The organism is Bacillota bacterium (assembly GCA_013178305.1).
In the GTDB taxonomy this organism is placed as follows: domain Bacteria; phylum Bacillota; class Sulfobacillia; order JABLXB01; family JABLXB01; genus JABLXB01.
In genome coordinates this window covers 400,869-414,657 of record JABLXB010000002.1, presented here as the reverse complement: position 1 = coordinate 414,657, position 13,789 = coordinate 400,869, and the positions used below count along the sequence as shown (strand labels likewise).

General features: G+C 62.6%; 10 protein-coding genes. 2 read left to right on the top strand and 8 right to left on the bottom strand.

Going from position 1 to position 13,789, the window contains the following annotated elements:
* The first annotated feature begins 2 nt into the window (after positions 1 to 2).
* Both HPY55_07375 and HPY55_07370 read left to right on the top strand, forming a co-directional pair.
* On the top strand, positions 3 to 1,586 hold the full coding sequence (locus tag HPY55_07375; GenBank protein ID NPV70446.1) for a phosphoglycerate dehydrogenase: 1,584 nt from the start codon (positions 3 to 5) through the stop codon (positions 1,584 to 1,586).
* Between the two features lie 15 nt (positions 1,587 to 1,601).
* Entirely contained in the window at positions 1,602 to 2,870 is a 1,269-nt protein-coding gene (locus HPY55_07370; GenBank protein ID NPV70445.1) for a DUF1015 domain-containing protein, read from the top strand.
* A 105-nt stretch (positions 2,871 to 2,975) separates the two neighbouring features.
* On the opposite strand, the gene HPY55_07365 is transcribed toward HPY55_07370, so the two are convergent.
* The 8 genes from HPY55_07365 to HPY55_07330 form a co-directional block, all read right to left on the bottom strand.
* Positions 2,976 to 4,001 (bottom strand): TAXI family TRAP transporter solute-binding subunit, encoded by a 1,026-nt coding sequence (locus HPY55_07365; protein NPV70444.1) that lies wholly within the window; start codon positions 3,999 to 4,001, stop codon positions 2,976 to 2,978.
* 25 nt (positions 4,002 to 4,026) lie between these two features.
* Positions 4,027 to 5,493, bottom strand: a complete 1,467-nt coding sequence (locus tag HPY55_07360) for a sigma-54-dependent Fis family transcriptional regulator (protein NPV70443.1) — start codon at positions 5,491 to 5,493, stop codon at positions 4,027 to 4,029.
* Positions 5,490 to 7,568 carry a transporter substrate-binding domain-containing protein gene (locus tag HPY55_07355; protein ID NPV70442.1) on the bottom strand — a complete coding sequence of 693 codons (2,079 nt, stop codon included), beginning with the start codon at positions 7,566 to 7,568 and terminating at the stop codon, positions 5,490 to 5,492. The genes HPY55_07360 and HPY55_07355 overlap by 4 nt, the downstream gene beginning before the upstream one ends.
* Positions 7,569 to 7,606: 38 nt before the next feature.
* Positions 7,607 to 8,698, bottom strand: a complete 1,092-nt coding sequence (locus tag HPY55_07350; protein NPV70441.1) for an NAD(P)-binding domain-containing protein — start codon at positions 8,696 to 8,698, stop codon at positions 7,607 to 7,609.
* Positions 8,699 to 8,728: 30 nt separating this feature from the next.
* Positions 8,729 to 10,606, bottom strand: coding sequence for a TRAP transporter permease (locus HPY55_07345; protein NPV70440.1), 1,878 nt, complete (start codon positions 10,604 to 10,606; stop codon positions 8,729 to 8,731).
* A 52-nt stretch (positions 10,607 to 10,658) separates the two neighbouring features.
* Entirely contained in the window at positions 10,659 to 11,201 is a 543-nt protein-coding gene (locus HPY55_07340) for a DUF1850 domain-containing protein (GenBank protein ID NPV70439.1), read from the bottom strand.
* A 61-nt stretch (positions 11,202 to 11,262) separates the two neighbouring features.
* The gene (locus tag HPY55_07335) at positions 11,263 to 12,318 is read right to left on the bottom strand and encodes a TAXI family TRAP transporter solute-binding subunit (protein NPV70438.1); all 1,056 of its coding nucleotides are present in this window, start codon (positions 12,316 to 12,318) and stop codon (positions 11,263 to 11,265) included.
* A 360-nt stretch (positions 12,319 to 12,678) separates the two neighbouring features.
* Positions 12,679 to 13,713 (bottom strand): ornithine cyclodeaminase family protein, encoded by a 1,035-nt coding sequence (locus tag HPY55_07330; GenBank protein NPV70437.1) that lies wholly within the window; start codon positions 13,711 to 13,713, stop codon positions 12,679 to 12,681.
* Positions 13,714 to 13,789 lie beyond the last annotated feature (76 nt).

Sequence of the window (13,789 nt, the reverse complement as noted above, 5' to 3'; positions counted from 1 at the left end):
AATTGCGAATCATGGTAACGGACGGAATAGCGGAGGAAGGGGTCGGCATCCTCAGGCATGAGGCTGAGGTGGATGTATGCGGGCCCCAGAAGGAGGACCAGCTTGTCGAGCGCCTTGGGGGGTATGACGCCATCCTCGTGAGAAGCTCCACCCGCATCGGCGCACGGGCGATTGCGGCGGCTCCGCGGCTGCGCGTGATCGGGCGGGCGGGGGCCGGAGTCGACAACATCGACGTGGAGGCAGCCACCCGGGCGGGAGTTGTGGTGGTGAACGCCGCCGGTGGCAACTCGGTGGCGGTGGCCGAGCATACGATAGGGCTGATGCTGTGCCTTGCCCGCAGGATACCGCAGGCCCACATGCACGTGACATCGGGCAAGTGGGAGCGCAACCGCTTTATGGGCACAGAACTGCGGGGCAAGACACTGGGTCTTCTCGGTCTCGGCAGGGTCGGCTCGGAAGTGGCAAGGCGGGCCCTGGCCCTTGGGATGAAGGTAATGGCCTATGACCCTGCTGTCTCTCCTGAGAGGATGGAGAGCATGGGGGTCGTTCCAGGCGAATTGTCCGCGATCCTCCCGGCGGCCGATTTTCTGAGTGTACACGTTCCCCTCACGCATGACACGGAGGGTCTTATCGGCGACGAAGCCATTGCACGAATGAAGAAGGGTGCCTGCATCATAAACTGCGCGCGCGGAGGGGTGGTTGACGAGGATGCGCTGGCCCGTGCCCTCAGGGATGGCAGGCTGGCCGGAGCGGCCCTTGACGTCCTGTGTTCGGAGCCGCCCCATGCCGGCCACCCGCTCCTCGACCTCGATAACGTGGTAATCACGCCCCACCTGGGTGCATCTACCAGGGAAGCCCAGGTGAGCGTGGCGGTGGAGACGGCGCGGACGGTTCTGGCGGTGCTTCGGGGAGAACTTGTTTCTGCAGCAGTTAATATCCCCGCGCCAGCACCCGAGGATGGGCAGCGGTTGGCCCCTATCCTGCCCCTCGCCGGCGCCCTGGGTTCTTTTGCAGCCCAATGGTCAGAAGGGATGATTTCTTCAGTCAGGGTGACCTGGTCGGGCGAGGTCTCCCACATGGATACCCGCCCCCTGCTGTCCGCGGTGCTGAAAGGTCTTCTCCGCCCACTCCTCCAGGAGCATGTCAATGCTGTCAACGCACCGTTGCTGGCACGCGAACGCGGCATCAAGATTAGCGAGGTCAGGACCGAAGCGGGGGACGGGTACCCGGGTTCGATAGATATCGGGACCGTCACGAGCAGAGGCGAGCGCAGTGTGGCGGGAAGCCTCTCGGCATTGGGGGATCCCCGCCTCATACGAATAGACGGGCACCGTGTGGACACTCAGCTGGCCGAATTCATGCTCGTCTGCCCGCACGTGGACCAGCCCGGGATCATCGGCCAGGTGGGCACCATTCTTGGCGAAGCCGGGGTGAACATTTCCGGGATGCAGGTGGCCAGGTTGACCAGGGGAGGAGAGGCAATCATGGTGCTGGGCATGGACTCGCCGGCACCTCCTGACGCCGTGGCCCGCGTGGTCAAGGTGAAGGGCGTGCTCTCGGCCCGCCCTGTGTACCTGGAACGCTGAGGAGGGAGCGCTGTCGTGCCGGAGTTGCTTCCATTTGAAGGGGTTCATTTCAATCCTGACCGGGTGGGCGGGGACCTCGGTCCGGTTCTCTCCCCGCCGTACGACGTGGTTGGCGAAGAGGACGCCCGGCGCCTGGAGGCGCAGCACCCGTACAACTGCGTTCGCCTGGAATTGTGCATTCCTCCGGCGGACCCTCCTCCGGCGAGGTACAATGAAGCCGCCGCAAGGTGGTCATCGTGGCGCCATGAGGGCATCCTCGTGCGTGACCCAGTGCCGTCCCTGTACGTGTACCGGCACTCGTTCCTGCATGGCGGCTGCCGTCTTGTGAGGACGGCCCTGGTGGGTCGCCTTGGAGGAGGGGTAATGCCGCACGAGGAGACTATGACCGCCCCCAGGGAGGATCGCCTGCACCTCTTGCGTGCCTGCAGGGCGCAGTTCAGTCCCATCCTTGCGCTGTACGAGGACCCTCGTGGACGGGTGGCGTCCCAGGTGGAGGCCGTGTTGAGTGGGCGATCCCCCGACCTGGTGGCGCAGCTCGGGGGCGAGGAGTTGCGGGTCTGGCGCCTGGACGATCGGGCGCTGGTTAACAGCGTGGTGGCAGCCCTCGCCCCGCTGCGGGCCGTGATTGCAGATGGCCACCATCGCTATGAATCAGTGGGGCGGTTTGCATGGGAGAGGACGGGCCGTGACGGCCGCGCGGCCGTCCTTGCTGCGCTGGTTTCCACGGGCGACCCCGGGCTGGTGGTTCTGCCCACACATCGTCTGGTGCGCTCTGCGGGGACTGCCCAGCGGCTTATCGATGCTGTGTCCGGCGTCTTCGGTAGCGCGGGAGAGGTTGCCCCTATGGCTGCTCCCGCTGGCGACAAACGATGGCCAGCCAAGGGGGCGGCTTTCCTGGAATCGCTGGCCGAATCGGGTGGCTCGAAGACAACGCTGGTAGCGGCGAGCAGGGACCGCGCGTGGGCCATTTCCAGCGATCGCGACACTGCCGGAGTCCTGGAGTTGGTGGATCGTGTTGTGGACGGCGTCCTCGGGGTGGAGGGCGCGCCAGGAGGAAGCCCGGTGGTCGAGTATACGCGGGATGCCACGTCGGCGGTGCAGGAGGTCCTTTCTGGGCGGGCTGAGATCGCGTTTCTCGTGCCATCTGTCTCGGTGGATGAGGTTTTCCGGAAAGCCTGCCAGGGTTATCGATTCCCGCGCAAGACTACCTATTTCTATCCCAAGGTGCCGGCTGGTCTCGTCATGTGCGATCTGGAGTTGCCCCGGTCTACTGGACACCGCTAGGCTTTGGTTTCAACCCGGCGGGGATAGGTACCGCCAGGCCAGTGGGTGAAGAGACTGGACGTGGCGCTGCGACAGACTCACCGCGCTGGCGCAGTTTACGGTTAGCTACGGCCTCATCGTCGTCGAGGTATTCACGAGCGCGCCACGGTAGTAGCGCTCAGCCCCCGGGTGAAGCGGAATCGATAGCCCCCTGGTAGCCGCTTCAATCTGGATGTTCTTGCAATGAGGTTGGCTCCTCAGGAGCTCCACGTTTCCGAACATGGATTCAGCCAGCGCGTAGACAACCCCGTCCGGGAGCCGGTCCGTCGTGACGAGCAGGGCCGGCGATGCTATCGTAAGAATGTCGTGGTCCACTCCACGGTACGTTCCAGCGGGGATCCTGTACTGGGTCAGGTATGGCTGGGTCTTGATGAACCCGCGGGTCCTGTCAGGGTCCACCTCCAGGAGCTTAATGTCGAACATGGCAGCCATATCCTCGATTGCGGGCGTGGGGATGCCGGCTCCAACAACGGCCACGTCTATCATGTTTGCCTGCATCGCAAACACCGCTTCTGAGAAGGATAGATACTCGAGCTGCATATCCTCCGGATCGAGGTGGTGGGCTTTCAATAATTCAAGGAAGGTCAGGTGTGTGCCGCCCGATCTGCTGCCCACTGCCACGCGAAGGCCTTTCAGGTCGGAGATGGACCTGGCCGTGGATTCCTTCCTCGCTATGAACTGAAACACCTCGGGGTACAGCGCGGCGACTGCCCTGAGCCCCCGGACCGGCTCCTTGAACGGCGCCTGACCCGCGAACGCCCTGTAGGCTGAATTGGACGCGGCAAACGCGACATCGACCTCGCCCCGCGACAACATGGTGAGGTTTGCCATGGAACCACCAGTGGACCGGGTCACGACCCTGAGCGATTCCACGTTACGGGACCAGAGAGACGCCAGTACGCTCCCCACCCTGTTGTACGCTCCAGAGATCTCGCCGGTTGCGAACACCAGCACGCGGCTTGCGGGCGTATCGACATGGGTATCATCGTCGCCGGTGACAGCGCTCCGGGCGGGGCGCCAGTCATTCGGTACGCACCCGGACCCGAACACGGAGTAGCCTGTGGCGATCGCGACGAGCATGACCACCGACACGAACCGCCGCCCGCGGGACGACATATCATTCATATTTTCCCGGCGCACGGGTTCCACCCCGGTTTCCTGCGACGCCGTCCGGCTCGCAACCCACGAGGGCCCGGTGTACGCGGTTTCCACTGGCGTCGAGCGCTCGCATCACTCTGTACCTCGCCAGCTTGTTCCGCAGTCCCCTCTCACTGATACCAAGCATGCGACATGCTTCCTTCCTGCTGCCGTTCAGTCTCTCGAGCGTCGCCATGATGACCCTTCGCTCTACCTCGTGCAGTGGCTCACCGAGCGACACCCTGAGAAGATGGTTGCCGAACCTGAGCCGGTCGTACTCGTACAGGTGATCCGGGAGGTCCTGCACGCGGATTGTATCCTTCTCCGCCAGGGCCACAGCCCGCTCGATGATGTTTTCGAGCTCCCTGACGTTCCCGGGGAACGAATACCCCTGCAGAATCGCGTAGGCCTGGGCTTCGATTCCGGTCACGCGCTTCCCTAAAAGCCTGGCCTGCTTCCTGATAAAGTGGCTCACGAGAATGGGCAGGTCGTCACAACGCTCCCTCAATGGCGGCAGGTCGATGTTGATCACATTCAGCCTGTAAAAGAGGTCGTCCCTGAACTGGGATGCCTTCACCAGGCTTGCCAGTTTCTTGTTAGTTGCGGCTATGATCCTGACGTCCACGCGGTGTGTACTCGTGGATCCCAGGGGTGAAATCTCCTTTTCCTGGAGTGCCCGGAGCAGTTTCGACTGGACCAGGAGGTCGAGCTCGCTTATCTCATCGAGAAAAAGCGTGCCGCCGTTCGCCAGCATGAAGCGCCCCGGTTTACTCTGGACGGCGCCCGTGAAGGCGCCTTTTTCGTACCCGAACAACTCGCTTTCGATGAGGTCCCTGGGTATTGCGGCGCAGTTGACCGCTTCGAACCTGCCGCCGCGCCTTTTGCCCCCGTAGTGGATCGCGCGCGCCACGAGCTCCTTTCCGGTGCCGCTCTCACCGGTAACGAGGATGCTGCTATCGATGTCTCTGACTTTCTCTATGAGCGCCATGACCTGCTCCATGGCGCGGCTCCTTCCCACGATCCCCATTTGCGCATATTTCGCATACAGGTCGTCGCCGATGGATTTGATGCTCCTGTGGAGGTCGGCGTACTCGAGGCCCTTCTTCACCAGAACGCCCAGCTCATCCAGGTCCACGGGCTTCGTCAGGTACGAAAACGCCCCTGCCTTCATGCTCTCCACTGTGGATGGAATGGTGCCGTATGCGGTCATGATTATCACTATCAGGTCGGGGAACATACGCCTGGCTTCCCGCAGTACCTGGTGACCGTGCGTATCACCGAGCATGAGGTCGAGGAGCAGCACATCGATCTCATGCTCTCGCAGGATATCGAGGCACTCCGCCGGGTCCTGCGTCTGGAAGACGGTGTATTCGTCTTCGAAATGGAACTTCAAGGAAGAACAGATGCCCGGTTCATCGTCGAGGATGAGGATTTTCCTCCGGTTCATGCGGTCGATCCTCCCTGCGGTCCCGGGGTGGATGGTAGTCGCAGCACCACGCTGGTTCCACTCCCGCGAATGCTCTCGATGTCTATGGAGCCACCGTTGTCGCTGACGTACTGGTGGCTTAGGGTGAGGCCGAGGCCTGTCCCCCCCTGCCGGAGCGTAAAAAACGGGTTAAACACGTCCCGCAGGGCTTCTTCCGGTATTCCCCTTCCATCATCGGTTACCTTGATGACGGTGACATCGTCCTCCACCCAGGAGGTGATTACAACCCTCCCCCGCTCCCGGATCCACTCCGCGGAGTTGAGGAGCACGTTGATCATTACCTGCTTCATCTGGTCAAGGTCTGCAAACACCGTTTCCTCCCCCACGGTCACGTCGACCCGCGCGTCCCTCCGTTCGAGCGCCTTGCGGCACGACGCCAGGACCGATTCCACCAGCGACCGGACGCGGAATATCTCCGGTGCGGGCGCCCTGGGCCGCGCGAAATCGAGGAGGTCACAGACAATGCGATCCAGCCTGGCCACTTCTGCGGGGACGTGGTGCAGGAATTCATCGCGGAATGACGGCACATCGAATTTCCTGGGAAGAAGGTCCGTGAAATTCTTGATGCAGCTCAAGGGGTTCTTTATTTCATGCGCAGCCCCTGCCAGCATCTGGCCGAGGGCTTGCAGCTTGTTCTGCCTGTGTACCTGTTCCTGGAGTCGTCTTCTCTCGGTGTCGTCGGTGAAGACAACGATCGCTCCGTCCGCTTCTCCGTCGACATTGACGAGTGGATAGGCGTTGATACTGAAAAACAACCGTCGCCCGTCGGGCAGCGTGATCTCCCTGTCCACCCCGGATATGGCGCGCGAAATATTCATACAATCATCGATGGATGCGCGTTCCACGAACGTGGCCAGAGGGGTCTCATCGTAGCGGGATCCCGGAACTCCATCGGGCGCCTTCCCTCCATTCAACGGGAAGAGGTAGCATGCGGCCGCCTCGTTCATCGCCACGATCCGCCCGGCTCTGTCGAGGGTGACTATACCGCTGCCCACGCTGTTGAGGATCTGTTCCTTGAAAGCATCGCTTTCCGCGACAGCCTTGCGCTGCTCCTCCAGCTGGGTGTTGATCTCTTTCAATTTGAGAGTACGGTTCCTGACTTCGCGGTTCAGCACGTAGTTCCAGCTGAGCGAACCGAGGGCTACCAGAGCAAGGGCCCCAAGCGCATAAACGGCAGGGTACAGGTACCGCCGCGACCAGTACCCGCTGACGTCCACGGGGCGCCCAAACCATTTTTCGTATATCCGGTCGTAGATCCCCTTCCTTTTCAACGAACGGAGACCGCGATTAAGGGAGTCGACGAGATGAGAGTTCCCCTTCACCAGGGCTATGCAATACGGCAGATCGAACACCGGCTCACCCGTTATCTTGATTTCATCGGCCTTTCGCCATTTCTCCGCAACGTACCGGGCCGCGACGTCATACGCTACGGCGGCGTCTACTTCGCCGCTGAGCAGCGCTTCTACCGCTTCCACCTGGCTGTTCAATAGCACGAGTTCAATAGCGTTATACCTGCTCAGCGCCTCATGGGCGGCGCTGTCCTTTTCTACGGCCACCCTCCGGCTCTTCAGATCCTCCACGTCGACGATGTTCGACGATTCCCGCCGGACGACGATCCTGCCCTGGACCGTAAGGTACGGGTCAGTGAAGTCGAACAGGCTCGCTTCTGCAGGCGTTCGCGCCAGCCCCTGCAAGCCGTCCACGTACCCTCTGTTCAGGGATATCCGTGCCAGCGCCCAGGACATCGGGTACACCTCGATGTCCTGGTTTGTCTCTATGGCGAGGGCGTTGATGAGGTCCACGTTGAAGCCTTTGAACATGTCGTACTCGTTGAGGAATTCGTACGGTGGCAGGTGCTTGTTCGCACCCAGTTTGACGGTACGCCCGGGAACCGGTGGAGCGGCGCTGGCCCCGTGGGGGCAGACCAGTGTCAGCAGTAGAGCCAGAGCCGTCGCGGCGAACCAGCGAGCAGCCCTGGTCGCCACCCGGCCGCCGCCTTTCTTGCCGCATATCAACCGCAGTCCAGCACAACGCATGGTGGCACACCCTTACGGTCGCGAGCGATCCGCGCCACTCAGATCCACACCGCGGTCTCGTCGACGAACCTCTGTAGACCCGCCGGCGTCAGCCCTCTAATGCCCAGTGTGGTTTCATTTCGACCGGTGGCTCTGTAGTCCCTGTCGTGAAGTGCCGACGCCAGGTCGATCAGCGCGTCCATGACCGGCGTCTTCACGCCGGCAACGCGTCCCAGCGAAGATAGGGGCACCAGGCCCGTTGGCACATCCTCGGTGATATACCTGACATTCATGTTGCCGGGGGCCTTTACACCGGAGTAGGCCGCGTTGTTCTGGATGCGTTCGTACAGGGTGTCGCCGCCGACCCCGTAGGCCTCGGCAAGCCACTCACGCGCGGGGACGACCTCGACCCCGAGCGCCCGGGCCACGTCAACCCTCTCCCCGTCGACCCGCTCTACGATGCGGGCCACCCCCCTGGTGATCCCCTGATGGTAGTAGAGGAAATCCCCCAGTGTCTCCTCTATCCTTCCCATGTTCAGAAGGGTCGGCGCGGGGTGGAACACGGCGCCGATGTTCATGAGGCTGGTCTCCAGGACATTCCTGGCCCCGGCGAATTGTGGGAAGAGCCGGCCGATAACCCCGAGCACGTGAGCAGTATCCGTCGAAGGCAGGGCCGCGAGCCTGACTTTCTGCTTCACCCCCATCACCCTCACTTCAGTGGGCCCCATCTTCCTGCACGCATAGAGGAGCGTGCCCGCCTCGGCAACGTACACCCGCCTCGCGCACCCCATCTCACGGATGATCCGCCGGAATTCCAGGGCCCCACCCGTCCGTCCGGGGTGAAGCACTATCACCTGGTCATCCTCGAGATGGGGGGCGACGTTCTCCGCAATTTCACCGTGCGCGAAGGCGGGGGTCACAACCATGACCGCTTCCGCGCCCGTCACTGCGTCCTCCAGCGAGTCGGACACGAGATCCGGCCGGTATTCACCCTCGCCAATGACCCCCGTCACCCTGATGAAGCCCGCTTCGCGAATCGGCCGGAGGACATCGGGGTACTTATCGTACAATCTGACGGAATGGCCGTTGAGCATGAGATGAGCGGCCATCGCCGTCCCGCCGTGACCGGCGCCCAGTATCGCCACGTTCATCACAGAACACCTCTCCCTCGAGCGCCCTGCCTACAGGCACGCCGGTTGCGACTGCCGCCTGGCGCGCCTCACCTGCCAGGCGACCACGCCCGCGGACACCAACACCCCCACGAGGCCGGTCAGAAGGCTGGGCCGCATGAGCACCAGCGCCGCCCCGAGGATCGCCGCACGCTCCGGTATGGTCATTGGCAGCAGCAGATACCCCTCCAGCCCTGCCGACGCCGCGACAACCGCGAGGACTGTGAGGCCAAGGACCAACATCGTGTTGGCGGTCCAGCCATTCAGCAGGAGCATCTCAGGATATACGGCAAAAATGAAGGGCATTATGAAGGCACTCGACGCGAGCTTCCACCCGGCGAACGCCGTCCTGAACGGGTCAGCCCTGGCTATGGCGGCCGCCACGTAGGAGCTGAGCGCCACCGGTGGCGTGACCGCCGCAAAGCAGCCGTAGTAGAAGATGAACAGGTGCGCCGCGACGACCGGCACTCCGAGCCTTTCGAGGGCGGGCGCCACCATGGCGGCGAGGATGATGTACAGCGCGGCCGTCGGCATGCCCATTCCCATCACGATGGAGGCCACCATGGTCATGAATAGAGCGAGATAGAGGTTGTTCCCCGATACGGCCACAACCAGATCGGCGAACTTGAGCCCGAGGCCGGTCAGGGTGACTGTGCCCACTATGAGGCCCGCAACGGCACAGGCCGCGACGAGGCTTACGGCGCCTTTCGCGGCGCTCTCGAGGGCGGCCAGCGCCTTCTTCCAGTCGAGCCTCGTGTCCCTGCGAAGCATGCTGACGAGAATCACCAGTATTATCGCGTAGTACGAAGCCTTGATCTCGGTGTATCCCGCCATGAGGAAGTAGACTATGCCTGCCGGCGGAACCAGGAGGAGAAAACCCCTGCTCAAAGCCTGTCGCAGATCTGGCATTTCGTGCGGCTTTAGTCCCCTGAGGTTGGTGCGCGCTGCCTCGAGATCGACCATCATGAAGACCGCGAGGTAGTACAGGATGGCCGGAATCGCCGCGTAGATCACGATATCCTTGTACTTTATCCCCGTCATCTCGGCCATTATGAACGCGGCCGCCCCCATGACGGGGGGCATGATCTGCCCGCCGGACGACGCCGCCGCCTCCACACCGCCCGCGAATTCCGGCCGGTAGCCGACTTTTTTCATCAGGGGGATCGTAAACGTGCCCGTGCCCACGACGTTGGCGAACGAGCTCCCCGAAATCATGCCCATCAGGCCGCTGGCGACCACCGCGGCTTTCGCCGGGCCTCCCCGAAACCGCCCCGCGATCGCGAAAGCAATGTCGATAAACGCCCTGGCCCCGCCGGACTGGTTGAGGAAAGAGCCGAACAGGAAAAACGTGAACACAAACGTGGCCGTCACATATATAGCCACCCCGTAGATGCCCTCCGAGGTGAGGTACATATGCTCGATGACCCGCGAGAGACTGTAGGCCTTGTGCGAGAGCGGTCCCGGCAGGAAGTGCCCGAACAGCGCATATGCCATGAACACCCCCGCGACTAATACCAGCGCCGGTCCCATGCTGCGACGACAGGCTTCCATCATGACCGCGATGGCGATGGCGCCCATTACGACGTCCATCGTGGTCGGCGCGCCTATACGGTAGATGATATTGTGGTAGTCCACGACAATGTAGGCGCCCACTGCCACACCCAGCAGCGCGAACACCACGTCCGCCGGGCTGATGAACCCGCGCGTCTTCTTCGAGGCGGGATAGAGCAGGAAGGCCAGCGCCAGCGCAAACGAGACGTGGATGGCGCGATGCTGCATGGCCGGAAGCATCTTGTAGGCAACCGAGGATAGCTGGTACAGGGAAAACGCGATGGCTACCAGCGCCGCGAGCCTTGCCGCCGGTCCGTTGAGCGCGCGCTCCTTCTCCATGACTTCTCCCATCCGCTTGAGCCGCTCTTCCGCTGTTTGCTCGCGGTGACGCTCATCTCCCTGACGGGGCTCCGTCTTCCGCAGGAATCGTAACACCGTTCGCACCTCCAAAATAGCGTGCGTAGCGAGGCCTGTTCTCGACGCGGACGATCACAGCCGCCCCGTCGGGAACGAGATTCGCCAGCAGGATGTATCGCCGGTCGGTTACGAGGATCAGCCTGGGCCGGTTGATGTAGCTGACCCTGAACCGGAGTTCGCGGAGGCGCACCACCTGGCCGCGAACCCGTACTGTACCGCCACGTATCTCCACGCTCCCTTCCACCGTTGACGGCAACCCCCATCCAAGGTCGGCGTGGTCCATACCGGTCGCCACGATCCACCCGTCCGGATCGACCTCGAAATACTCCGTGACGGGAGTCAGTTGGACCGAATGAATGATGTGGGTGGATAGCTTATACCCGGGGGTCACGGGTCCCTGAAACAGCGTCTCGCCGGAACCGGCGTTCACCACGCAGAGAAACGGCGTACGCCAGCACAGAAACAGGCAGGCGGCCAGGACGAGCATCACTACCAGCGCCAGCACGCAGGTCCGCATTCGCCGGGCCGGCGCCGGCCGGTGTCCCGGAGCCGGCGCCGCTCCTTCTCGATGGAGTTGCCTACTTGAGCACGCCCTTTTCTTGCAGATACTTCCTCGCCCCCGGGTGGAACTCGATCGAGACGCCCTTGACGGCGTTCTCCAGGGTTATGGTCTTGCCCTGGACGTGGGCCTCGGCGATTGCCTGGATGTTCTCGAAGATGGCCTTCGTGATCCTGTAAACCGTTTCCTCATCCATGTTCTCGCGGACCAGCAGGAGCGCGGGGCTCGCGGCGGAGAAGACGTCCCTGTCAATGCCCTTGTAGGTGCCCGCCGGTATCGTCACTCCCGTCAGGTACACTTCCTTCTTGAACAGATCGGCCAGCTTCGCCTGGTCGAGTTCGATCAGGTTGATCGGGAGTGAGCTCGACGCGTCCACTACGGCAGACGTCGGGATGCCGGCCCCGATGACCACAACGTCGGCGAGTTTGTCTTTCATCGCGGTTATGCCCTCTCCGAAGCTGAGGAACTCGGGCTTGATATCGTTATAGCTGAGCCCGTAGGCCGCCAGGATCATCTGCGCGGTTCGCTCGGTGCCACTGCCGGGCGCGCCGACGACGATCTTCTTGCCCTTGAGGTCAGCGATAGACTTGATACCCGAGTCTTTCCTGGTGACGAACTGGAAAACCTCAGGGTACAGCGCCATGATCGCGCGCATGTTCTTGACTGCTCCGTCATCGAAGGGCTTCTCGCCCTTGAACGCGCCGAACGCCGTGTTGGAGGCCGACAGAATCAGGTCCACGTCACCGGACCTCATCATCTTGAGGTTCGCGACCGAGGCGCCAGTCGCTTCCGCTGTGACTTCCAAACCGGGGACCTTGGTGGAGATGACTTTGGCGATGGCGGCGCCGATCGGGTAGTACGTTCCGGTTACGCCGCCGGTGGCCATGGACAGCTTCTTCTTCCCTGCCTCCGGCGCGGGCTTGGGCTGCTCCCCGCCGGCGGGGGGCTTCGCCGCGCCACCACCCGTGGAGCCTCCCGTCGTGCAGCCGGCCAGCACGGCTACTGCCAGAACGAACACGGCGAGCGTGCAGGCCACCTTTCTCAGGCGCTTCATGCCGATTCTCACGCGCTTCACTTTGACCCCTCCTGAACCGATGGTTGTAGTGCTGCTTTCCGAGGACCTGAGCAAGAAACGTGCCATGAGCAGGCAGGGCGGGCTGCGGGGTCGTCGGCGCCGGGATGGCCGGTTTGGCCAGGCTATCCACAGCGTTGCGCGGCGCTTTCGGGGGGGACACGGCCCGACGGGGCCACTGCTCGCACCGGCATGTAGTGCCGGCGCACTGAGAACCGCCAGGGGGCCGTCCCGCAGCCGGGACGGGACAAGCGCAGCGTAACGTGGCATTTCCCCTGTACTCACGCACAGAACGGCACAATGTGCCGGTCCGGCAAACTGTGCCGTTCTTTCGAACGCTTGTGGAGAGGTCGAAGGCGACTACTACAGTGCGAAAGGCTTCTCCCACAGCCTGAGCTTCTGCCCGAGCCCCATCTGCAACGCGCGCTTATAAACGGCATCGGCCAGGGCGATGTCTTCTATTCCCATGCCCACGGTGTTGAAGTATATGGTCTCGCCGGGGCTCTCCCTTCCCGGCTTTTCTCCCGATACGATTTGCCCCAGCTCGGCATGGATAGCGTCGTCGCCTATTACGCCGTCGTGATACATGATGGCCAGGCTTTCCACACCCCTGTGCTTTATCTCCCCCCAATCATCGACAACGCGCTTGTCAAACCTCGTAATGGCGGCGAACTCGCACTCATGGCTACCTACGTGGGAATAGAACACCCCGGGTTCCAACCAGTCCGCCTTGATTACCGGCTCGTGCGTAACGGTGGCCGTCACCCACACGTCGGCTCCGGCCACCGCCTCGCCAGCGGACTGCACAACCCGTATCTCCTCCTCGATCCCCGGTCCCATTTCCCGGGCAAATGCCCACGCCCTGGCCGGGTCGACATCGTAGACGCGGATATCCCTGAGGGAGCATAGCACGTGTTTGAGAGCAAGGAGCTGCGTCCTGTTCTGCACGCCAGCTCCTATCAAGCCGAGTGCCCTTGATCCTGGCTTTGCCAGGTATTTCGCGGCCACGCCCGTGTTCGCGCCCGTCCGCGACGCGCTGATGACCGTGCCATCCATGATCGCGATGGGCACCAGGGTCTCCGGATCATTGAGGGCTATGACGGCTGAAGCTCTGGGAAGGCGATGCTTGAACGGGTTCGTTGGAGAGCTGGCTATCCACTTGATGCCTACCGCTGCGATGCCGCCGCCTATCCATCCAGGCATTGCGTTTATGCGCCCGCGCGATATCTCGCTCTCGTGCCCGCCCCAGCGTAGAACACATTTGGGTGGCAAGACGTAGTCCCGCGCGTGGTGTAGCCTGAAGACCTCTTCCATCGTGGGGATAGCCAGCCCCATGTCCAGCGCCCCTGAGGCGATCACGTCCTCCTGCGATAGAAACAGTACCTCTGCGGGTTTCATTCACCATTCCTCCGGCGGACGCCACTTCAAGCCCGCACGCGGAGCACGTGCCATCTCTGCGAGTGACAGCGCCGGG

Bases quoted from the DNA above. Each gene is read 5' to 3' on its own strand.
- HPY55_07360 (NPV70443.1), bottom strand. From the start codon at position 5,493: ATGAACCGGAGGAAAATCCTCATCCTCGACGATGAACCGGGCATCTGT.
- HPY55_07355 (NPV70442.1), bottom strand. From the start codon at position 7,568: ATGCGTTGTGCTGGACTGCGGTTGATATGCGGCAAGAAAGGCGGCGGC.
- HPY55_07350 (NPV70441.1), bottom strand. From the start codon at position 8,698: ATGAACGTGGCGATACTGGGCGCCGGTCACGGCGGGACGGCGATGGCC.
- HPY55_07345 (NPV70440.1), bottom strand. From the start codon at position 10,606: ATGGAGAAGGAGCGCGCGCTCAACGGACCGGCGGCAAGGCTCGCGGCG.
- HPY55_07340 (NPV70439.1), bottom strand. From the start codon at position 11,201: ATGCGGACCTGCGTGCTGGCGCTGGTAGTGATGCTCGTCCTGGCCGCC.
- HPY55_07330 (NPV70437.1), bottom strand. From the start codon at position 13,713: ATGAAACCCGCAGAGGTACTGTTTCTATCGCAGGAGGACGTGATCGCC.